This window comes from Pseudomonas sp. AOB-7 (assembly GCF_003696305.1).
Taxonomy (GTDB): Bacteria; Pseudomonadota; Gammaproteobacteria; order Pseudomonadales; family Pseudomonadaceae; genus Aquipseudomonas.
On record NZ_RFFK01000006.1, the window covers coordinates 236,431 to 255,746 of the forward strand.

15 protein-coding genes are annotated in these 19,316 nt (G+C 67.3%); 9 read left to right on the forward strand and 6 right to left on the reverse strand.

Translation table 11 applies throughout. From position 1 onward, the window contains the following. The first annotated feature begins 30 nt into the window (after positions 1-30). Together EA796_RS14085 and EA796_RS14090 are read left to right on the forward strand one after the other, a co-directional pair. On the forward strand, positions 31-699 hold the full coding sequence (locus EA796_RS14085) for an OmpA family protein (RefSeq protein ID WP_122109041.1): 669 nt from the start codon (positions 31-33) through the stop codon (positions 697-699). A 134-nt stretch (positions 700-833) separates the two neighbouring features. After that, positions 834-1,490, forward strand: a complete 657-nt coding sequence (locus EA796_RS14090; protein ID WP_122109042.1) for an OmpA family protein — start codon at positions 834-836, stop codon at positions 1,488-1,490. A gap of 105 nt (positions 1,491-1,595) precedes the next feature. On the opposite strand, the gene EA796_RS14095 is transcribed toward EA796_RS14090, so the two are convergent. The 6 genes from EA796_RS14095 to EA796_RS14120 form a co-directional block, all read right to left on the reverse strand. Next, entirely contained in the window at positions 1,596-2,522 is a 927-nt protein-coding gene (locus EA796_RS14095) for a MurR/RpiR family transcriptional regulator (protein ID WP_122109043.1), read from the reverse strand. Positions 2,523-2,607: 85 nt separating this feature from the next. Continuing rightward, the gene (locus EA796_RS14100) at positions 2,608-3,375 is read right to left on the reverse strand and encodes an ABC transporter ATP-binding protein (protein ID WP_122109044.1); all 768 of its coding nucleotides are present in this window, start codon (positions 3,373-3,375) and stop codon (positions 2,608-2,610) included. 160 nt (positions 3,376-3,535) lie between these two features. Further along, positions 3,536-4,648, reverse strand: coding sequence for a succinylglutamate desuccinylase/aspartoacylase family protein (locus EA796_RS14105; protein WP_122109045.1), 1,113 nt, complete (start codon positions 4,646-4,648; stop codon positions 3,536-3,538). Positions 4,649-4,657: 9 nt separating this feature from the next. After that, the gene (locus EA796_RS14110; RefSeq protein ID WP_122109046.1) at positions 4,658-5,353 is read right to left on the reverse strand and encodes an ABC transporter permease; all 696 of its coding nucleotides are present in this window, start codon (positions 5,351-5,353) and stop codon (positions 4,658-4,660) included. 12 nt (positions 5,354-5,365) lie between these two features. Further along, a complete protein-coding gene (locus EA796_RS14115) occupies positions 5,366-6,055 on the reverse strand; it encodes an ABC transporter permease (protein ID WP_122109047.1) in 690 nt (229 codons plus the stop codon). Positions 6,056-6,147: 92 nt separating this feature from the next. After that, the gene (locus EA796_RS14120) at positions 6,148-6,924 is read right to left on the reverse strand and encodes an ABC transporter substrate-binding protein (RefSeq protein WP_122109048.1); all 777 of its coding nucleotides are present in this window, start codon (positions 6,922-6,924) and stop codon (positions 6,148-6,150) included. A 468-nt stretch (positions 6,925-7,392) separates the two neighbouring features. Between EA796_RS14120 and EA796_RS14125 the strand changes: the two genes are divergently transcribed. From EA796_RS14125 to EA796_RS14155, 7 genes are all read left to right on the forward strand, one after another. Continuing rightward, entirely contained in the window at positions 7,393-9,159 is a 1,767-nt protein-coding gene (locus tag EA796_RS14125) for a cyanophycinase (RefSeq protein ID WP_122109049.1), read from the forward strand. 65 nt (positions 9,160-9,224) lie between these two features. Beyond that, a complete protein-coding gene (locus tag EA796_RS14130; protein ID WP_122109050.1) occupies positions 9,225-9,548 on the forward strand; it encodes a hypothetical protein in 324 nt (107 codons plus the stop codon). A 42-nt stretch (positions 9,549-9,590) separates the two neighbouring features. Continuing rightward, positions 9,591-10,871: an OprD family porin gene (locus EA796_RS14135; protein ID WP_122109051.1), complete on the forward strand. Its 1,281-nt coding sequence runs from the start codon at positions 9,591-9,593 to the stop codon at positions 10,869-10,871. A 148-nt stretch (positions 10,872-11,019) separates the two neighbouring features. Then, positions 11,020-11,781: a transporter substrate-binding domain-containing protein gene (locus EA796_RS14140; RefSeq protein WP_122109052.1), complete on the forward strand. Its 762-nt coding sequence runs from the start codon at positions 11,020-11,022 to the stop codon at positions 11,779-11,781. Between the two features lie 101 nt (positions 11,782-11,882). Then, positions 11,883-13,142, forward strand: a complete 1,260-nt coding sequence (locus EA796_RS14145) for a cyanophycinase (protein ID WP_021442342.1) — start codon at positions 11,883-11,885, stop codon at positions 13,140-13,142. Positions 13,143-13,341: 199 nt separating this feature from the next. Beyond that, positions 13,342-17,064 carry a response regulator gene (locus tag EA796_RS14150; protein WP_122109053.1) on the forward strand — a complete coding sequence of 1,241 codons (3,723 nt, stop codon included), beginning with the start codon at positions 13,342-13,344 and terminating at the stop codon, positions 17,062-17,064. Between the two features lie 44 nt (positions 17,065-17,108). Continuing rightward, positions 17,109-19,274 (forward strand): bifunctional diguanylate cyclase/phosphodiesterase, encoded by a 2,166-nt coding sequence (locus EA796_RS14155; protein ID WP_122109054.1) that lies wholly within the window; start codon positions 17,109-17,111, stop codon positions 19,272-19,274. The last annotated feature ends 42 nt before the right edge of the window (positions 19,275-19,316 follow it).

A 19,316-nucleotide genomic window follows, 5' to 3' on the forward strand; every position in this document is an offset into this window, starting at 1 on the left:
CATTCTGCTGTCGTCCAAGGAGAGTTCGCCATGTCCCGCCTGACCCTGATCGCCGCCTGCTCCGCTGCCCTGCTGCTGGCCGGTTGTGCCTCGCAAAACCCCTACGATCAGAGTGCGCCGAGCTCGAACAAGACCGCCACCTATGGCGGTCTCGGCGCCCTGGCCGGTGCCGCCGCCGGTGCCCTGATCGGTCACGACGACCGCGGCAAGGGCGCGCTGATCGGCGCCGCGGTGGGCGCGGCGGCCGGCGCCGGTTACGGCTACTACGCCGACAAGCAGGAAGCCGAACTTCGCCAGCAGATGCAGGGCACCGGCGTCGAGGTGCAGCGTCAGGGCGACGTGATCCAGCTGATCATGCCCGGCAACATCACCTTCGCTACCGATTCGGCGGAGATCGCCAGCAGCTTTTACGCGCCGCTGAACAACCTGGCCAACTCCTTCCGCCAGTACAACCAGAACAGCATCGAAGTGGTCGGCCACACCGACAGCACCGGCGCGCACAGCTACAACATGGGCCTGTCGCAGCGTCGCGCGCAGAGCGTGGCCAGCTACCTGCTGGCCCAGGGCGTCGATGGCAGCCGGGTCAGCACCCGCGGCATGGGCCCGGACCAGCCGGTGGCGAGCAACGCCACGGCCGAGGGCCGCGCGCAGAACCGTCGCGTCGAGGTGACCCTGCGGCCGCTGCCGGGCGTGCAGTAACGCCCGCGGATTTGGTCTGGGTCGCAGCCTGCGCGCCGGGCGGCTGGTAAGCTGGCGCGGAACTTCGTCCCGCCGTGGCGGCTCGAAGGCTCCGGCATGCTGCCGACACCAGAACCAATCCTAAGGAAGTCCCTATGAAGACCAGGCGTAATCTGATCGCGGCCACCGCGGTCATGGCCTTGCTGGCCGGCTGTACCACCAACCCCTACACCGGCGAGCAGCAGGCCGGCAAGGCCGGCATCTACGGCGGCATCGGCGCGGTCACCGGGGCGGTGATAGGTGCCGCCACCTCGAGCAAGAAGGATCGCGGCAAGGGCGCGCTGATCGGCGCCGCGGTGGGCGGTGCGGCCGGCGGTGGCTACGGCTACTACGTCGACACCCAGGAAGCCAAGCTGCGCCAGACCCTGCAGGGCACCGGCGTGCAGGTGCAGCGCAACGGCGACGATCTCAAGCTGATCATGCCGGGCAACATCACCTTCGCCAGCAACTCGGCGGATATCTCCAGCAGCTTCTACCCGACCCTCAATTCCCTGGTGCTGGTGTTCAAGGAGTTCGACAAGAACGGCGTGAACATCGTCGGTCACACCGACAGCACCGGCTCGCTGGAGCTCAACCAGAACCTGTCCAACCGCCGTGCCCTGAGCATGGCCAACTACCTGAGCGCCAACGGCGTGCCGGGCCAGCGCATCTCCTCCTACGGTGCCGGCCCCAGCCAGCCGATCGCCAGCAACGCCAACGAAGCCGGGCGGGCGCAGAACCGCCGCGTCGAGATCAACCTGCGGCCGCTCTGAGCCGCAGTCATGGCATGACAGAGCCCCCGCTTGCGGGGGCTTTTTTCTGCGCGGCCGTCGTGTCTGCCCGGTCGTTGGCGGGCTTGGTGCCAGGCCGGCGAGCGCTCAGCTGCGCAGCTTGCCTGGCCGGCGCGACGGCTTCTCGCCGTTGGGCACGTGCAGGTAGGACATCACGCTTTCGGTCAGCTCGGCGGCCAGCTGCACAGCCTCCTTGTTGCGCGCCATGACCCCGGCCACCAGGGCTTCGATCAGGGCCAGCACGGCGGTGTTGGAGCTGATCAGCACCGGGTGGTCGGCCGGGGCGAACAGGGTGTGGCGGGCGATGCCGGCCAGGGGCGATGCCGGCGAATCGGTGATGGCCAGTACGCCGGCGCCGCGCTCGCGGGCAAAGCGCGCCAGCTGCAGGGTGTCCAGGCTGTAGCGCGGCATGGCGATGGCCAGCAGCACGTCCTGTTCGGTGATGGCGGCCAGGCGGTAGGCGGCGTTCTCGTTGCCGCCTTCCATGCTGATGGCCGTGGCGTCGGCGCAGAAGGGCACCAGGTTGGCGGCGGCCAGGCCGGCCATATAGGCGCTGTTGCCGAAGCCGAGGATGTAGATCTTGCGTGCCTGGATCAGGCCGTCGACAAAGGCGTCGAAGCTGGCCGGGACGTTGTTGGCCCCGGCGGTGGCCAGGTTGCTGCTGGCGATCTGGATCTGTTCGTGCAGGCCGAAGCCGCCGTCCGGGCGGCTCTCCAGCTCGCTGCGCAGCTTGTCCACCGGCGACACCATCTGTTGCAGGGTGCTGACCAGCTCGGCCTTGAGCCCGGTATAGCCGCCCAGGTCGAGGGCCTTGGCCAGGCGGTTGACCGCCGCCGGCGAGGTGGCGGTGGCCACGGCCATCTCCTCGATGTTCAGGGTCGCGGCCTTGAGCGGGTGGCGCAGGATGAATTCGGCCACCTTGCGCAGCGAGGGTTGCAGCGTGGGAATGCGCTCGGCCAGCTTGCGCATCACGGGGGCGGCGTAGACGGTGGCGTTCTTCGCGGAGGTCGGCATGGTGATTCGGCACGGGTGAGTGAGAGGCGGCGCAGGCCGGCGTGAGCGCAGTCTATCCCAGCCGGCCGCGCCAGGTGCACCCGGGCTACTTCAGGCTGCCGGCGAGAAACTGCTGCAAGCGTTCGGAGCGCGGGTTGGCCAGCACCTCTTTCGGGCAGCCGCTTTCCTCCACCCGGCCCTGATGGAGGAACACCAGCTGGTTGGACACCTCGCGGGCGAAGCCCATCTCGTGGGTCACCACCAGCATGGTGCGGCCTTCGCTGGCCAGATCCTGCATCACCTTGAGTACTTCGCCGACCAGCTCCGGGTCCAGGGCCGAGGTGGGTTCGTCGAACAGCATCACCTCCGGCTCCATGGCCAGGGCACGGGCGATGGCCACGCGCTGCTGCTCGCCGCCACTCATGTGCGCGGGATAGGCGTTCTTGCGATGGGCCACGCCGACCTTGGCCAGGTAGTGCTCGGCTTTCTCCAGCGCCTCCTTCCTGCTGATGCTCTGTACCTGCACCGGCGCTTCCATGACGTTGTCCAGGGCGCTCATGTGCGACCACAGGTTGAAGTGCTGAAAGACCATGGCCAGGCGCGAGCGCATGCGTTGCAGCTGCTGGGGATCGCTGGCGTGCAGGTCGCCGGTGACTTTGTGCGGCTTGAGCCGCAGTTCTTCGTCATTGAGCAGGATGCGCCCGCTGTGCGGCCGCTCCAGCAGGTTGATGCAGCGCAGGAAGGTGCTCTTGCCCGAGCCGCTGGAGCCGATGATGCTGGTGACGTCGCCGGCCCTGGCCTTGAGCGAGACGCCCTTGAGCACCTCGTGGTTGCCGTAGCGTTTGTGCAGGTTGTCGATTTCCAGGGTGTACATGATGGGATTCTCTTGTTGTTAGCAGGCTGTTGAAAACTACCTGCGTTGGTAATCCAGCGTTAAAAACGGCCTCAAAATGCTCATTTACAACATGTAAACTCCGCTTTTTCGGCCGTTTTTGCCTTGTCTTACCTGCCTCGCCTACGTTTTCAACAGCCTGCTAGTCGGTCAGCAGGCGGCCCTGGCGGATGGGCTGGGCGCCGGCGACCTTGGCCAGCCACAGGCCGGGCTGGGCATAGCGCAGGCGTTCGCGGGCGTAGAGCACGCCGCGGGTTTCGGCGAGGATCACGGAATGGCGATCGCTCAGCGGGTCGATCACCTCGAACAGCGCATCGCCGGGCTCGACCCAGGCCCCCAGCGGTTGCAGATAGCTGACCACCCCGGGGTGCGGGGCATAGGCGTACTGCGCGCCGGCAAAGGGGGTGGCCTCGCAGCAGGTCGCGGGCGCCGCCGGCCAGTCGCCGGCGAGCAGGCCCTGGTCGGCGAGAAAGCCGAGGATGGCCTCGGCATCGTCGCGGGCCTGCGGCGCCTCGGTATCGGCCATGCCGCGCAGCTCGATGGTGCTGGCCAGGCAGGCGGCTGGAATGGCGGCGTCGGGGAACTGCGCGGCGAGTTTCAGCCAGGGCCCGGCGCAGGCTTCGTCGAAGGACTGGCCGCCGCTGTCCTCGGCCAGCAGCACGGCGCCGGCGCCCAGGCGCGCGGCCAGCGGCCGCAGGCGCGGCCAGTGCTGGGGCTGGGCATAGAGCAGCAGGATCGACTCGAAGTCGCAGTGCAGGTCGAGTACCAGATCGGCATCGCAGGCCTGGCGCAGCAGCAGGCGGCGCAGCCCCTCAAGGGCCGATTTGGCTGGGGGCAACTGGTCGAGGGCGGTCAGCATGGCGCTGCGGATCAGCCGCATATTGGCCTCGCCATCGCGGCCCAGGCGGCCTTCCAGCTGCGGGGCGAGCAGCGCGGCCAGGTCGACGAAATCGCGGTTGAAGTTCGCCCCGCTGGCGAAGTCGAAGCGCCCCTGGTGGGTGGCCTGGAACATCTGCCCCAGGCCGATGGGGTTGGCCACCGGCACCAGCTCCACCACGCCGGTCAACCGCCCCTGCTTCTCCAGTTCAGCCAGCCGGCGTTTGAGTTCCACCGCCACGCGCATGCCCGGCAGTTCGTCGGCGTGCAGGCTGGCCTGGATATAGGCCTTGCGCGGGCCGCTGCCGAAGCGCAGCACCGTCAGGTGATGGTCGCTGCCGCTGGGGCTCCAGGGCAGGGAATGACGAATCGACTCCATGGTTTCTCCTCAGGCCTTGCGCGGGGCCAGGTAGGCCAGCCAGCGGCGCTCGGCGCCCTTGAACAGCTGGACCAGGGCGAAGGTCAGCACCAGGTAGAAGACCCCGGCGGTGATAAAGGCCTCGAACGGCATGTAGTAGCGCGAGCTGAGTGTACGCGCCGCGCCGGTGATGTCGATCAGGGTGACGATCGACGCCAGCGAAGTGGTGTGCAGCATCATGATTACCTCGTTGCCGTACTGCGGCAGCGCGCGGCGCAGGGCCGAGGGCAGCAGGATGCGCCGGTACAGCTTGGCGCGCGACATGCCCATGGCCTTGGCCGCCTCGATCTCGCCGTGCGGCGTGGCCTTGAGGCTGCCGGCAAGAATTTCCGCCGAGTAGGCGCTGGTGTTGATGGCGAAGGCCAGGCAGGCGCAGAAGGTGGCGCTGGAGAAATACGGCCACAGGAAGCTGTCACGGATGGCCGCGAACTGGGCCAGGCCGTAGTAGATCAGAAACAGCTGCACCAGCATCGGCGTGCCGCGGATCACGTAGGTGTAGAGCCAGGCCGGGGCGTTGAGCCAGGGCGAGCGCGATACCCGCATCAGGCCCAAGGGAATGGCCAAGGCCAGCCCCAGGGCCAGGGCGATCAGCAGCAACTGGAAGGTCACCAGCAGGCCGCGCCCATAGAGCGGCAGGTGCTCGGCGATCAGATGGAAATCGAGCATGGAGCGGGTCCTCTAGATGTCGGCCAGGCGCGCGCCCACGCTGTAGCGCCGCTCCAGCAGGCGCAGGGCGAGCAGCGAGACGCTGGTCAGCAGCAGATACAGGGCGGCCACGGCGAGGAAGAAGGTGAAGGGTTCGCGGGTGGCGTCGGCGGCATTCTTGGCCTTGAACATCATGTCCTGCAGGCCGACCACCGAGATCAGCGCGGTGGCCTTGGTCAGCACCAGCCAGTTGTTGGTGAAGCCGGGAATGGCGAGGCGGATCATCTGCGGCACCAGGATGCGCACGAACACCTGCACCCCGCTCATGCCGTAGGCCGCGCCGGCTTCCGCCTGACCCCTGGGGATGGCCATAAAGGCGCCGCGGAAGGTCTCCGACAGGTAGGCGCCGAAGATAAAGCCCATGGTAAACACGCCGGCGACGAAGGGATTGATGTCGATGTAGTGGTCGTAGCCGAGCAGCGGCGCGACACGGTTCACCAGGTCCTGGCCGCCGTAGAAGATCAGCAGGATCAGCACCAGGTCGGGAATGCCGCGAATCAGCGTGGCATAACCCTCGCCGAGCAGCGCCAGCCAGCGCATCGGCGACAGGCGCAAGGCCGCGCCGAGCAGGCCGAGGCTGATGGCCAGGGCCATGGAGGTCAGCGCCAGGCTCAGGGTGAGCCAGGCGCCATCGAGGATGGTCGAGCCGTAGCCGTGGAGCATGATGGGGTCCTCACGCGCCGCGACAGGCGCTGCGCGAATACGAGAAAGAGGCATCGCGCCGGTGGGCGGATGCCTCTGCGGACAGGGCAGGGTTACTGGCCGTAGATGTCGTAATCGAAGTACTTGGCCTGCACTTCCTGGTACTTGCCGTTGGCGCGGATGGCGTCGATGGCGGCGCTGATGCGCGCGGCATTGGCCTCATCGCCCTTGCGCACGGCGATGCCGGCACCACGGCCGAAGTACTGCGGGTCGTTGAAGTCCGGGCCGACCAGGGCGAAACCCTTGCCGGTTGGGGTCTTGATAAAGCCCTCGTCGATATTGACGATGTCGGCCAGGGTGGCGTCCAGACGGCCTGCGGCCAGGTCGAGGAAGGCTTCGTTCTGCGAGGCATAGCGCACCACTTCGATGCCGGCTTTCTCGAACTTGTCGCTGGCGTAGCGATCGTAGGTGGAGGCGCGCTGCACGCCGACCTTCTTGCCTTTGAGGTCGACCAGCGGGTCGTTGATCTGGGTGCCGGCCTTCATCGCCAGCTTGCCGGGGGTGTGGTAGTACTTTTTGCTGAAGTCCACCGATTTCAGGCGATCCTCGGTGATCGACATGGACGACAGCACGGCGTCGACCTTGCGCACCTTCAGCGAGGGGATCAGGCCGTCGAACTCCTGCTCGACCCACTGGCACTTGACCTTCATCTCGGCGCACAGGGCCTGGCCGATGTCGTAGTCGAAGCCGCTGATGGCGCCGTCCGGGGTCTTGAAGGCGAAGGGCGGGTAGGCCGCCTCGATGCCGATGCGCAGGCTGTCCTGGCTGGCGTGGCTGAAGCTGCTGGCGACGGACAGTGCCAGTGCGCCGAGAAGTGCGATCTTGTTCATCTTATTGACTCCTGGGGGGTGGTTTGGGGTTCGCTGCACAGCCGGCGGCGCGGCGCTGGCTGTGCACTGGCAGCGCCTGGGCGCAGCCGGCAACCGGGGCGGGTGGGCCGGGTTGCGGAGAGTCGGCGAAGTGGGCCGGCTCGGGTCCTGTGGGCACTATCTATGACACGTTTATTTTCATAAATCTACTATTTAGAAATATTTATGTCATTGTGGGTGTCACCGAGCGCTCGCCTCAACCGCTCTAGCGCGCTGTCTGCCGCGCCGCGAGCGAGCTATTTCAGGCCGCACCAGGAGGCCCAGGGTCGCCGCGGGCGCTTGAACAGGGGGTCGTTGTGGTATATAAAATTTCACAAAGCTGCATTGTGAAAATTATTATTCACATGCTGGGCGCCAGGACTGGCGCGGCTTGCAGCCGCCACAGGGAGGTCAATCCGCGTCAGAATTTTCATAACAAGAGCAATAAGAATGAAAAAGCCGTTCCAGCCTCGCCGTCTGTTCGTCGCCCTGATCCTCTCCTGTGCCAGCTCCGTGGCGCAGGCCGAAGGCCACCTGCTAGCCGTGGGGGGCATGCTGCGCGCCAGCAACGTCCCGGTCTACGCCAAGTTCGTCGAACTGGCCGGCGGCCAGCAAGGCGCGCGCATCGTCATTCTGCCCACTGCCAGCGGCAGTCAGGGCTCCAGCAAGCGCTTCATGGCCGAGCTGATCGCCCAGGGGGTGCCGGCCGAGCGCATCAGCATCGTCGGCATCGACCGTCACAACTACCTGGAGACCATGAACGACGCCGAGGTGGTCAAGCCCCTGGCTGACGCCAGTGCCGTGTGGTTCGTCGGTGGCGACCAGGCGCGCATCGCTCGCGCCCTGTTCAATGCCGATGGCAGCCCCTCGCTGCTGATGCAGGGGGTGCGCCAGGTGTTCGACCGGGGTGGCGTGGTGGCCGGCACCAGCGCCGGGGCCAGCATTCTCGGCGCCGAGATGCCCACCGCTTACGGCGTGGTCATGGATACCCTGGATTTCGGCGTCGCCGCCAAGACCGATCAGCGCGGCACGGCCATCCTCAAGGGGGCGGGGCTGTTTAACGGCATCATCGATCAGCACCTGGACCAGATCGAGGAAACCAGCACCGGCCGCGCCGCGCGCATGGCCGCCTACCTGGCCGAGCGCAAGGCCAGCAAGGGCTTCGGCCTGGATACCAACACCGCCATGTGGGTCAAGCCCGGCGGCCAGCTGGAGGTGCTGGGCGAGGGCTACCTGACGGTGATGGATGCCAGCCAGGCCGAGAAGGGCTTCGGCCTCTACGGCACCCGGTTGAGCAATGTGCGCCTGGCCATGCTCGGTCATGGCGACCGCTACGACCTGCGCAGCGGCACGCTGCAGCCGGCGGCGGGCAAGGCGGCCATCGAGGCCGGCAATCAGTACCTGCTGGGCAACCAGCTGATCACCGACCTGGCCGCCGTCTCGGCCATGGGCCGCGCCGTGCTCTATGGCCTGGCCGACAACAGCGCCAGCCGCCAGCTGGGCCTGATGACCCGCTACAACCCGCTCAACGGCTACCACTACGGTTACCGCTTCGCGTTCAGCAAGACCCCGGAATTCAGCGCCTACAGCCAGTTCTACGATTCGCTGACCAACTACAGCGTCAGCGGCGTGCGCCTGGATATTCGTCCGGTCAACGCCAACCTGGGCGATCCGGCCGCCAGTGCGCCGGTCGATGCCGGCAACGGCGCCCTCGGCGATGCCATCCGCGCGGTGAGCTTCCGCGGCCTGATGACCCTCAACGGGCAGAACGCCTTCGAGCCGCAGCGGCCCATCAGCCGCCTGGAACTGGCCAATGCCCTGCAGATGACCCTGGCCGCCGAGCCCAAGCTGGATGCGCTGCCGACGCTCGGCGATATCGACGCCGACGACCCGGTGCGCGAGCAGCTGCAGGTGGTGCTGTCCAACGGCTGGATGCGCGCCGGCGAGACTTTTGCCGGGCAGCAGCCGGTCACCCGCAAGGACTGGGCCCTGGCCTGCAAGGCGCTGGTCGAGCGTTTCCACAACACGCGTCTGGAAAAGAGCGCCGCGTTGAGCGACCTGGGCGAGCTGGATGCCGAACTGGCCGAGGCGGCGCGCCTGACCGTGGGCGAGGGCTGGCTCAAGGCCGCGCAGGGGCGCTTCGAGCCCGATGCGCCGGTCAGCCGCGGCGAAGTGGCGCAGACCCTGGCCCGGGTCGCCGGCCTGAGTAAAGGCTAACGCGCACCAGGCGGCGCCCGACTGGCGCCGCCCTGAATCACCCCCCGATACCCCGAGAGCCCTGTATGCAACTGAACAGGTTGGAAGCCTTCGCCCTGGAAAAACTCTGGCACGCCCCGCAGCGCGAGCGACTGCTGGCCGGCAAGCCCGATCTGCGGGTGCTGGAACGGGTGCAAACCCGCGCCGGCTTCTACTCGATCATCCAGCTGCCCGCCCACCTGGCCGCCCTGCAGCCGGGCAACGAGCTGGAGTGGCCGTTTCGTCTCAAGCGCCTGCGGGCCAAGGGGTATTTCGTCTGCTGGGCCGAGTCGGCGTCGACCCTGTGCCTGGAGGCGGTGATCAGCAAGGGCGAGTGTCCGCCCGAGCTGGCACCGGAATTGTTCGCCTAGCGGCGGACGCTGAGCTGTTCAATAACAACAATGGAGTAAGTGATGAAACTGGTAAAACTGAGCCTGATCGCCCTGGCGGTCGCCGCCGGCTCGTCGTTCGCCCTGGCCGGGGATCAGCAGCAGGCCAAGGGCTTTATCGAAGACAGCACGCTGAAGCTGCTCAACCGCAACTTCTACATGCAGCGCAACTTCGTCAACAGCCAGCGCAACACCCGCGAGGAGTGGGCCCATGGCATGCACCTGAACTATGCCTCGGGCTTTACCCAGGGCACCCTGGGCGTGGGTGTGGATGCCCATGCCTACGGCGGCATCAAGCTCGACGGCGGCCGCGGCAGCGTGGGCAACGGCATCCTGCCGGTGGACGGCGATGGCCGCATCGAGGACAACACCGGTGAAATCGGCGGCGTGGTCAAGGCGCGCATTTCCTCCACCCAATTGAAGTTCGGCGAGCAGCGTCCCACCGCCCCGGTATTCGCCACCGGCGACTCGCGCCTGCTGCCGGAAACCGCCACGGGTTTCCAGCTGTCCAGCAGCGAGATCGACAACCTGTTTCTCGAAGCCGGGCACTTCACCGCCATCAACCGCCGCAACTCGAGCAACTCCGACGGCGAACTGACCAGCGAATACGCCGAAGTGGAGGCGCGCAGCGTCGACTTCGTTGGCGGCACCTACAACTTCCACGACAACCTCAGCGTCTCGTTGTATGGCAGCGAAGCCGAGGACGTCTGGCGCCAGTACTTCGGCAACCTCTACTACAACATTCCCCTGACCGACCAGCAGTCGCTGAGCTTCGACCTGGTGGCCTACAAGACCGATGACCAGGGCAAGGCCCTGGCCGGCGAGCTGGACACCCTGACCTACTCGCTCAAGGGCGCCTACGGCTTCGGCGCGCACAAGCTCAGCCTGGCCTATCAGAAGGTCAACGGCGACGAGTTCTTCGACTACATCGGCGGCGACTCCATCTGGCTGGCCAACTCGGTGCAGTACTCCGACTTCAACGCCCCCAACGAGCGTTCCTTCCAGGTGCGCTACGACCTCAACATGGCCAGCTTCGGCGTGCCGGGCCTGAGTTTCATGGCCCGCTACATCAAGGGCGACCAGATCGACGGCACCAAGGCCGACCCCAATGGCGCCTTCGCCGGCTGGGCCGGCAAGGACGAGAAGCACTGGGAGCGCGACCTCGAGGCCAAGTACGTGGTGCAGTCCGGTGCCGCCAAGGACCTGTCCCTGCGCCTGCGTCAGGCCACCCACCGCGCCACTGCATTCGACAACGACCTCAACGAAGTGCGGCTGATCGTCGAGTACCCGCTGAGCCTGCTGTAACGGCGCTGCAGCCCGCCTCCGATTGCATCTCGGGGGCAGGCGAATCCCGAGGTTTTAGGTCTTCTCCACGCTCCTTTGACCTGACGGCACCCGCGGGTGCCGTTTTTTCCAGCGGCCCTGTGCAGCGCTCATTGCGGAGACTTACAGCATGCGTATCGTTCTGCTCCTGATGTTCTGTGGGCTGGCCTTCGGTGTGCAGGCGCAACCCTTGCGCATCGCCATGGAAGGCCAGTTCCCGCCCTTCGAGACACTGGACGAGAGCGGCCAGCTCAAGGGCTTCAACGTCGATATCGCCCAGGCCCTGTGCCAGGCCATGGCGCAGGAGTGCCAGCTGCTGCGCTTTGCCTGGGACGATCTGATCCCGGCGCTGGAGGCGCAGCGCGCCGATCTGATTCTGGCTTCCATGTCGATCACCGAGGCGCGCCAGCAACGGGTCGACTTCACCGCCAAGTACGCCCAGACCCCGGCCTACTTCTTCGCCCGCAAGGGCCTGATCCATGAGGTGATCGTCACCCCGCGGCGCATCGCCGGCAAACGGGTTGGCGTGCAGCAGGGCACCACCTACGAGCGCCTGCTGGACGACAAGTACGCCGCCCACGTCCAGTTGCAGCGTTTCGACTCCGCCGCACTGATGTACCAGGCCCTGGCCGCCGGCCAGATCGATCTGGTGCTCGACGATGCCGTCTCCGGCTTCTTCGGCTTTCTCGACACGCCCCAGGGCCAGGGTTTCGAACAGGTCGGCAACCAGGTGGTGTCACCCAAGCACTTCGGTCAGGGCCAGGGTATCGCCGTGCGCAAGGGCGACATGGTCCTGCGCGAGCGCCTGGACCGCGCCCTGGCGGTGATCCTCAGCAATGGGGTCTACAAGCGCATCGAACAGCGTTACTTCAAACACTTCTCGGTTTACTGAGCTGGAGGTCACCACTCGACAAAAAACCGCGCTGCGGCAGTTCCCGTTTCACAACACCCACAACAAGAGTGCGCCTGGCGCACGTCTCGGAGAACTCGACAATGATGCTTGGCAAAGTCTTACGCTGCACCCTGCTGCTGCTCGCCCTGTTGCCCCTGGTCGGCCATGCCGGCGGCCCGCTGGTGTTGATCGGTGGCGCCATCAAGGATGACAACGCGGCGATCTATCAACGCCTGATCCAGCTGGCCGGCGGCAGCCAGGCGCGCATCGGCATTATCACCGCCGCGTCCATTCCACCCAGTCAGGACCCGGATGCCGGCACCGCCAATGCGCGCAACTCCCAGGCCAACGGCGAGTTCTACGCCGCGCTGCTGAAAACCTACGGCGCCCAGGATGCCCAGTGGATTCCCATCGACCTGGACAGCATCGGCAACAACAGCAACCCTCAGGTGCTCGAGCAGATCAACGGCATGACCGGCTTCTTCTTCGGCGGCGGCGACCAGGGCCGACTGACCCAGACCCTGCAGACCAGCACTCGCCAGGACAGCCCGGCGCTGGCCGCCATCCGTGCCCGGCATGCCAATGGCGCCGTGCTGGCCGGTACCAGCGCCGGCACCGCGATCATGGTGCAGGGGCCGATGATCACCGGTGGCGAGAGCTATGACGCGCTGCGCAATGGCGTCTATACCAGCCCGGGCGGCGATGACCTGTCCTACGACATGCAGGGCGGCTTCGGTTTCTTCGGTCATGGCCTGCTCGACACCCACTTCAGCGAGCGCGGCCGCCAGGGCCGGATCGTGCGTCTGGCCGACTACAGCAACGTGCCGTTCGCCTTCGGCGTGGACGAGGACACCGCCCTGCTGGTGCAGGACAACCCCAGCCTGGGCCAGGTGGAGATGGAAGTGATCGGCAGCAATGGCGTGTTCGTCTTCGACCTGCGCAACAAGGAGCGCGGCAGCGGCAGCAGCTATGCCCTGTATGACGTGCTGGCCAGCTACCTGACCGCCGGCGACCGCTACCGTCCGGCCACCCAGCAGTTCGTCATCGGTGCTGGCAAGACCAGCCTGCGCGGCCGCGAATACTACAGTTCGGCCATGACCGCCAGCGGCGACATCTTCAGCAGCCCGAACAACAGCGGCGCCAACGGCCGGCGCAATCCGCGGGAGTTCGTCAAGGTCAGCGTCGACCTGTTCGACAGCCAGTCCACCAGCACCCTGGGCCGCACCTATGAGCGCACCCCGCGCTTTCGCGTCGACCTGGTCAAGAGCGCGCAGTACGACAGCCACGGCTACCAGGGCGTGATCGGCGGCAAGCGCCTGACCTCCTACCTGCGCATGCTGATGGACATGCGCCCGAACTGACGCGGGCGCCGCTGTAACGGCGGCATCTTCTGCCCTGATCCAGCCCCCCTGACCGGGGGTTTTTCCTGACCGCCTGTCGTGTCTCTTCTGGCAAAAGGCCAGCCATTCAAAACCTGACTAGAATGCTTTCTGTGGTTCTGTGAAGTCCGCGCGTCGGCCTGCTGGTGCGCGTTGGTTCGGGATGACCGAGGGAGAATCTATGGACGACAGAGCTGTCTTGCCTGCGCCTAAACCCTGGCTGCCGCTGGCCGTGGCACTGAGCCTGCTACTCGGCCTCGGCGCGCTGATCGTCTGGCAGTGGCAGCTGATGCAGAGCCGCGAGCGCGAGGACAGCGAGCAGCGCTTTTTGCTCGAGGCGCAGGACGTCGGCCAGCGTGTACTGGCGCGAATGCAGGCCTACGAGATGGTGCTGCGCGGCGTCTCCGGGCTGATGACCGGCAGCGATGCGGTGTCACAGGTGGAGTGGGATCGCGCCCTCGACCAGCTGCAGCTGCAGGATCGTTATCCCGGCATCCAGGCCCTGGCCTGGTCGCGCTACCTGGGCCGCGCGCAACTCGCCGACTACCTGGCCGAACTGCAGGCACAGCAGCGCCTCGACTACCAGATGTTCCCCGCCGGCGAACGCGAGCAGTACCTGCTGATCGGCTACGTCAGCCCGCTGGACTGGCGCAACCGCCGGGTGCTGGGCTTCGACATGCTCACCGAGCCGGCGCGCCTGAGCACCATCGAACGCGCCATCGACAGCGGCGAGGCCACCCTCAGCGCGCCGCTGATCCTGCGTCAGGAAACCCAGGTCGACGTGCAGGGCGGGGTGCTGCTGTTTCTTCCGGTGTTCCGCCCGGGCATGCCCTTGAGCACGCCGCAGGAGCGTCGCGAGGCCCTGCTCGGCACGGTCCATGGCGCCTTCCGCAGCCAGGATCTGATGGAAGGCATCCTCGGCCCGCAGAGCCGCCGTTTCGATATCGCCCTCAAGGACCTGCAGGAGCCGGACGCCATGCTGCTCAGCGGCGATGCGCCGCGCGCCGACTGGCAACCGCGCTTCCAGCGCAGCCTGGAGCTGTCGCTGTACGGCCGCACCTGGGGCCTGCAGGTCAGCAGCACCGCCGAGTATGAGCGCGGCCTGGCCGGCCGCGGCAGCACCCTCGGCCTGTGGCTGGGGTTGGCGGCGGTGGCCCTGCTGGCGCTGCTGGTGGGCGGTTACCTGTACCAGCGCGACCGCAAGCTGCACGCCAGCCAGCAGGTGGCGGCCAAGTTGCAGGAGCGCGAGGAGCGCTTTCGCCTGCTGGTCGAACGTCTGCCGGTGGCCACCCTGCTGTGCACCGCCGACGGGCGCATCGAGATGGCCAACCGCAGCGCCGCCGAGCTGCTCGACTGCGCCGCGCCGGCGCTGCTCGGCGAGCCGGTGGCGCGTTTTCTGCCGGCGGTCGATGCGCTGCCGACGCTGCAGGCGCAGCTGGCCGAGGGCGACGAGCTGCAGGCGCGCAGCCAGCGCGGCGAGACGATTCCGGTCAGCCTCAGTCTCAGCCGCCTGCGCGAGGGCGGCGACGCCGACTACCTGCTCAACCTGGTCGACCTGCGCGCACGCAAGGGCGCCGAGGAGCGTTTCCGCCTGGTGGTCGAGGCCTCGCCCAACGCCATCCTGCTGGTCGACAGCCTGGGCCGCATCGCCATGGTCAACCGCCAGACCGAACTGCTGTTCGGCTACGAGCGGCAGCTGCTGCTCGGCGAGCCGGTGGAGATGCTCCTGCCCAGCGCCCTGCGCGGCAGTCACGTGGCCATGCGCCGCGGCTACCAGGCGCTGCCGGAACCGCGGCGCATGGGCGGTAACCGCGAGCTGTTCGGCCAGCACCGCGAAGGGCGGATGATCCCCCTGGAGGTGGGCCTGTCGCCGATCCGCAGCGGCAGCGAGACCCTGGTGCAGGCGGTGATCATCGACATCAGCGAGCGCAAGGCGGCCGAGCACAAGTTGCGCGAGCAGGCCGAGCAGCTGCTGCTGGCCAACCGCTACAAGTCCGAGTTCCTCGCCAACATGTCCCACGAGCTGCGCACGCCGCTCAACAGCATCCTGATCCTGAGCGACCAGCTGCGGCAGAACCTGGCCGGCAACCTTACCGAGAAGCAGGCCAAGCACGCCGATATCGTCCACCGCGCCGGCAGCGACCTGCTGCAGCTGATCAACGACGTGCTGGATCTGGCCAAGGTCGAGTCCGGGCGCATGCAGCTCAAACTGGAGCCGCTGAACATGCAGGACGTGCTGGTCGAACTGGACGCCAGCCTGCGGCCGATGGCCGAGCTCAAGGGCCTGCGCCTGCACACCCAGCTCGACGCCGGGGTGCCGCGGGTGATTCACACCGACCGCGTGCGCCTGCACCAGATCCTGCGCAACCTGCTGTCCAACGCGCTGAAGTTCACCGAGCAGGGCGAGGTCAGCCTCACCGTGAGCTGGGAGGAACGCCTGGACGACGGTCGCGAGCTGCTCAGCTTCAGCGTGCGCGACACCGGCATCGGCATCGACCCGGCGCAGCACGAGCAGATCTTCCAGGCCTTCCAGCAGATCGACGGCTCCACCAGCCGGCGCTTCGGTGGCACCGGCCTGGGCCTGGCCATCACCCGCCAGCTGGTGCTGGCGATGGACGGCGACATCAGCCTGCACAGCGCGCCGGGGCAGGGCTCGGTGTTCAGCGTGCGCCTGCCGGTGCAGAGCGCGCCGGCCAGCGCCGAAGCGCCGCTCGAGGGGCCGCAGCGCGGCGGCGAAGGGCCGCCGCTGCTGATCGTCGAGGACGACGCCAATTTCGCCGCGGTGATCGCCGAGGCGGCTCACGGCCACGGCTTTTCCAGCGTGCACTGCCGCACCGGCCTGCAGGCGCTGAACCTGCTGCAGCATGAACCGTTCAATGCGGTGATCCTCGACATCCTGCTGCCGGACATCAGCGGCTGGCAGCTGTTCCGCCGCCTGCGCGGCCAGGTCGGCCATCGCCACACGCCGGTGCACATCATCTCCTGCGTGCCGCAGCCGGCCGGCTGGAACGACGACGGCACGCGCTACCTGGTCAAGCCGATCGACCGCGAAGAGCTGGAGCAGGTGTTCCTCGACCTGCAGCACGGCCAGTCGGCGGATCAGGCGCTGCTGCTGGTAGAGGACGTCGAGATCGAGCGCGAACACTACCGCGAGCACCTGAGCCAGCTGGGCTTTGCGGTGACCGCCTGCGCCAGCGCCGAGCAGGCCCGCGCCGCCTATGCCGGCGGCCAGTTCAGCGCCCTGGTGATCGACCTGGACCTGCCCGACCAGGACGGCTTTGCCCTGCTCGACAGCCTCAACCAGCTGCGCCCGCTGCAGGGCCTGCGGGTGGTGATCAACACCGGGGTCGACGTCACCCTGCAGAGCCTGCAGCGCCTGCGCCGTTACAGCGCGGTGGTGGTGCGCAAGCACGGCGACGACACCGAAGCGCTGGATCAGGCCGTGCAGGGCTTTCTCGACGAGGTGCGCGGCCCCGACCAGGGCCGGCGCCGCGTCAATCCACTGGAGGGGCGGCGCCTCCTGCTGGTCGACGACGACATGCGCAACGTCTACGCCTTAAGCGCGCTGCTCGATGAAGTCGGTCTGCGCGTGACCGCGGCCAAGGACGGCGTCGAAGCCATCGCCTGCTACCAGCGCGAGCCGTTCGACCTGATCCTGATGGACATGGCCATGCCGACCATGGATGGCTACACCGCCACTCGCCTGCTCAAGCAGGAGCACGGCTGCAGCCTGCCGATCATCGCCCTGACCGCCCACGCGATGAAGGGCGACCGCGAGAAATGCATAACCGCTGGAGCCGACGACTACATGGCCAAGCCGATCAAGCGCGACGAGCTGCTGGCCCTGCTGGAGCGCTGGCTCACGCCCATCGCACTGCCGCTGGCCGGCAATGATCTAACCTGAAGGGCAGGAGTTCGGTGCAAGGCCAAAAGGACACAGGAGGTAGCATGGCCCAGGCGCAGACCAAGATCGACACCGAGCAGGGAACGCAGATCCTGCTGGTGGTGGACGACCGCGCGGAGAATCTCGAGGCCATGCAGGCCCTGCTCGACGACGGCGACTGGCAGCTGCGTTGCGTGAATTCCGGCGAGCAGGCGCTGCGCTGCCTGCTGGAAGAGGACGTCGGCCTGGTGCTGCTCGACGTGCAGATGCCGCGGATGGACGGCTTCGAGGTGGCCCGGCTGATGCGCGGCAACCCGCGCACCCGCTTCACCCCGATCATCTTCGTCTCCGCCATCGCCCAGACCCAGGACGCGGTGCTGCGCGGCTACAACAGCGGCGCGGTGGATTTCGTGCTCAAGCCGTTCGACCCCACGGTGCTGCGGCACAAGATCCACAGCCTGCTGGATCACGAGCGCAACCGCAGCGAGCTGCAGCAGTTGAGCCAGCAGCTCGACCGCGCGCGGGCGTTCAACGCCTCGGTGCTGAACAACGCCGCCGAGGGCATCATGGTGGTCGGCGAGGACGGCCGCATCCAGTTCGCCAACCCGGCCATGGCGCAGATGCTCCAGGGCGAAGTCGCCGACCTGGAGGGCGCCGAGCTGCTGGCCTTCCTGCACAGCCCGCAGGTCGAGGGCGACTGGCGGCAGTCGGAGTTCTACCGCCACTGGAAGCGCGAGGCCACCTACCGGGTGCATGAGGCCAGCCTGCGCACCCTCGCCGGCGGCCTCCTGCCGGTGGCGCTGTCCTGTTCGCCGCTGCCGCGCCTGCAGCACGCCATGGTGGTGATCGCCCTGGACATGTCGGTGGTGCGCAACCTGCACGCGCAGCTGGAGTCGCAGGCGGTCACCGACGCGCTGACCGGCCTGCTCAACCGGCGCGGCTTCCACCGCGCGCTGGAGTCGGCGCTGGCGCGCATCGAGCGCAGCGGCCAGCGTCTCGCCGTGCTCTACCTCGACCTGGACGGCTTCAAACGGATCAACGACTCGCTCGGCCACGACGCCGGCGACCAGCTGCTGCGCCGCGTCGGCGAACAGCTCAAGGCCTGCCTGCGCCCCTACGACAGCCTGTCGCGCATCGGCGGCGACGAGTTCACCGCGCTGCTCGACAACCTCGGCCACCCCGAGGACGCGGCGCGGGTCGCGGAGAAGCTGATCGAGCTGGTCTCGGTGCGCCATCACCTCGACGGCGTCGACTTCACCCTCGGCGCCAGCGTCGGCATCGCCTGCTTTCCCGAGTGCGGGCAGAGCGTCGAGGGTCTGCTGCGCGCCGCCGACATGGCCATGTACGAGGCCAAGCGCGCCGGGCGTCAGCAGTACCGCTTCTTCTCCCCGGAGATGAACGGTCGCGCGCGCTCGCGGCTGATGCTCGAGGAGAGCCTGCGCCACGCCATCGAGAACGACGATTTCGTGCTGGTCTACCAGCCCCAGGTGCACTTAGGCAGCGGTCGTCTGCGCGGCTTCGAGGCGTTGCTGCGCTGGCAGCACCGGGTCGCCGGCACCGTGGCGCCCAACGTGTTCATCCCGCTGCTGGAGGAGACCCGCCTGATCAATCGCCTGGGCGACTGGATCTTCCGCGAGGGGGCGCGCCAGTTGGCTGGCTTCAGTCGCCAGTTCGGCGACGAGCTGGTGCTCAGCATCAACGTCAGTCCGGTGCAGTTCGGCATGCCGCAGCTGGTCGACGACCTGCAGCGGGTGCTCGAAGCCCACGGCCTGCAGCCGCGCCAGCTGGAAGTGGAGGTGACCGAGAGCGCGCTGATGCAGGACCTGGAGCTGACCCAGGCGCAGCTGCGCCACCTGCGCCAGCTGGGGGTGAAGATCGCCATCGACGACTTCGGCACCGGCTACTCGTCGCTGGCCTACCTGCGCCATTTCGAGCTGGATACGCTGAAGATCGACCGCCTGTTTGTCGCCAACATGCTCGATTCGCCGCGCGACGCCGCGGTGGTCAGCACCATCATCGACCTCGGCCATCACCTCGGTCTGGAGGTGATCGCCGAAGGGGTGGAAACCCAGGCCCAGCGCGACTGGCTGGTGAGCCACCGCTGCAGCATCATGCAGGGCTTTCTGGTGGCGCCGGGTATCGCCGCCGAGGCCGCGCTGCAGGTGCCGGCGCAGCTGGACTGGGCCAGCCTGCCGCTGTCGCGCGGGGATGCGCCGAAGCCGGACCTGTAGGGTGCGCCGCGCGCAGCAGGGGCCGGTGCGTACGGCCTAGGC

What these genes read in the sequence shown, in the direction of transcription:
- EA796_RS14130 (WP_122109050.1), top strand. Translation starts at nt 9,225, where the DNA reads ATGCAACTGAACAGGTTGGAAGCCTTCGCCCTGGAAAAACTCTGGCAC.
- EA796_RS14105 (WP_122109045.1), bottom strand. Translation starts at nt 4,648, where the DNA reads ATGGAGTCGATTCGTCATTCCCTGCCCTGGAGCCCCAGCGGCAGCGAC.
- EA796_RS14125 (WP_122109049.1), top strand. Translation starts at nt 7,393, where the DNA reads ATGAAAAAGCCGTTCCAGCCTCGCCGTCTGTTCGTCGCCCTGATCCTC.
- EA796_RS14100 (WP_122109044.1), bottom strand. Translation starts at nt 3,375, where the DNA reads ATGTACACCCTGGAAATCGACAACCTGCACAAACGCTACGGCAACCAC.
- EA796_RS14140 (WP_122109052.1), top strand. Translation starts at nt 11,020, where the DNA reads ATGCGTATCGTTCTGCTCCTGATGTTCTGTGGGCTGGCCTTCGGTGTG.
- EA796_RS14155 (WP_122109054.1), top strand. Translation starts at nt 17,109, where the DNA reads ATGGCCCAGGCGCAGACCAAGATCGACACCGAGCAGGGAACGCAGATC.
- EA796_RS14110 (WP_122109046.1), bottom strand. Translation starts at nt 5,353, where the DNA reads ATGCTCGATTTCCATCTGATCGCCGAGCACCTGCCGCTCTATGGGCGC.
- EA796_RS14095 (WP_122109043.1), bottom strand. Translation starts at nt 2,522, where the DNA reads ATGCCGACCTCCGCGAAGAACGCCACCGTCTACGCCGCCCCCGTGATG.
- EA796_RS14115 (WP_122109047.1), bottom strand. Translation starts at nt 6,055, where the DNA reads ATGCTCCACGGCTACGGCTCGACCATCCTCGATGGCGCCTGGCTCACC.
- EA796_RS14135 (WP_122109051.1), top strand. Translation starts at nt 9,591, where the DNA reads ATGAAACTGGTAAAACTGAGCCTGATCGCCCTGGCGGTCGCCGCCGGC.
- EA796_RS14120 (WP_122109048.1), bottom strand. Translation starts at nt 6,924, where the DNA reads ATGAACAAGATCGCACTTCTCGGCGCACTGGCACTGTCCGTCGCCAGC.
- EA796_RS14150 (WP_122109053.1), top strand. Translation starts at nt 13,342, where the DNA reads ATGGACGACAGAGCTGTCTTGCCTGCGCCTAAACCCTGGCTGCCGCTG.
- EA796_RS14085 (WP_122109041.1), top strand. Translation starts at nt 31, where the DNA reads ATGTCCCGCCTGACCCTGATCGCCGCCTGCTCCGCTGCCCTGCTGCTG.
- EA796_RS14090 (WP_122109042.1), top strand. Translation starts at nt 834, where the DNA reads ATGAAGACCAGGCGTAATCTGATCGCGGCCACCGCGGTCATGGCCTTG.
- EA796_RS14145 (WP_021442342.1), top strand. Translation starts at nt 11,883, where the DNA reads ATGATGCTTGGCAAAGTCTTACGCTGCACCCTGCTGCTGCTCGCCCTG.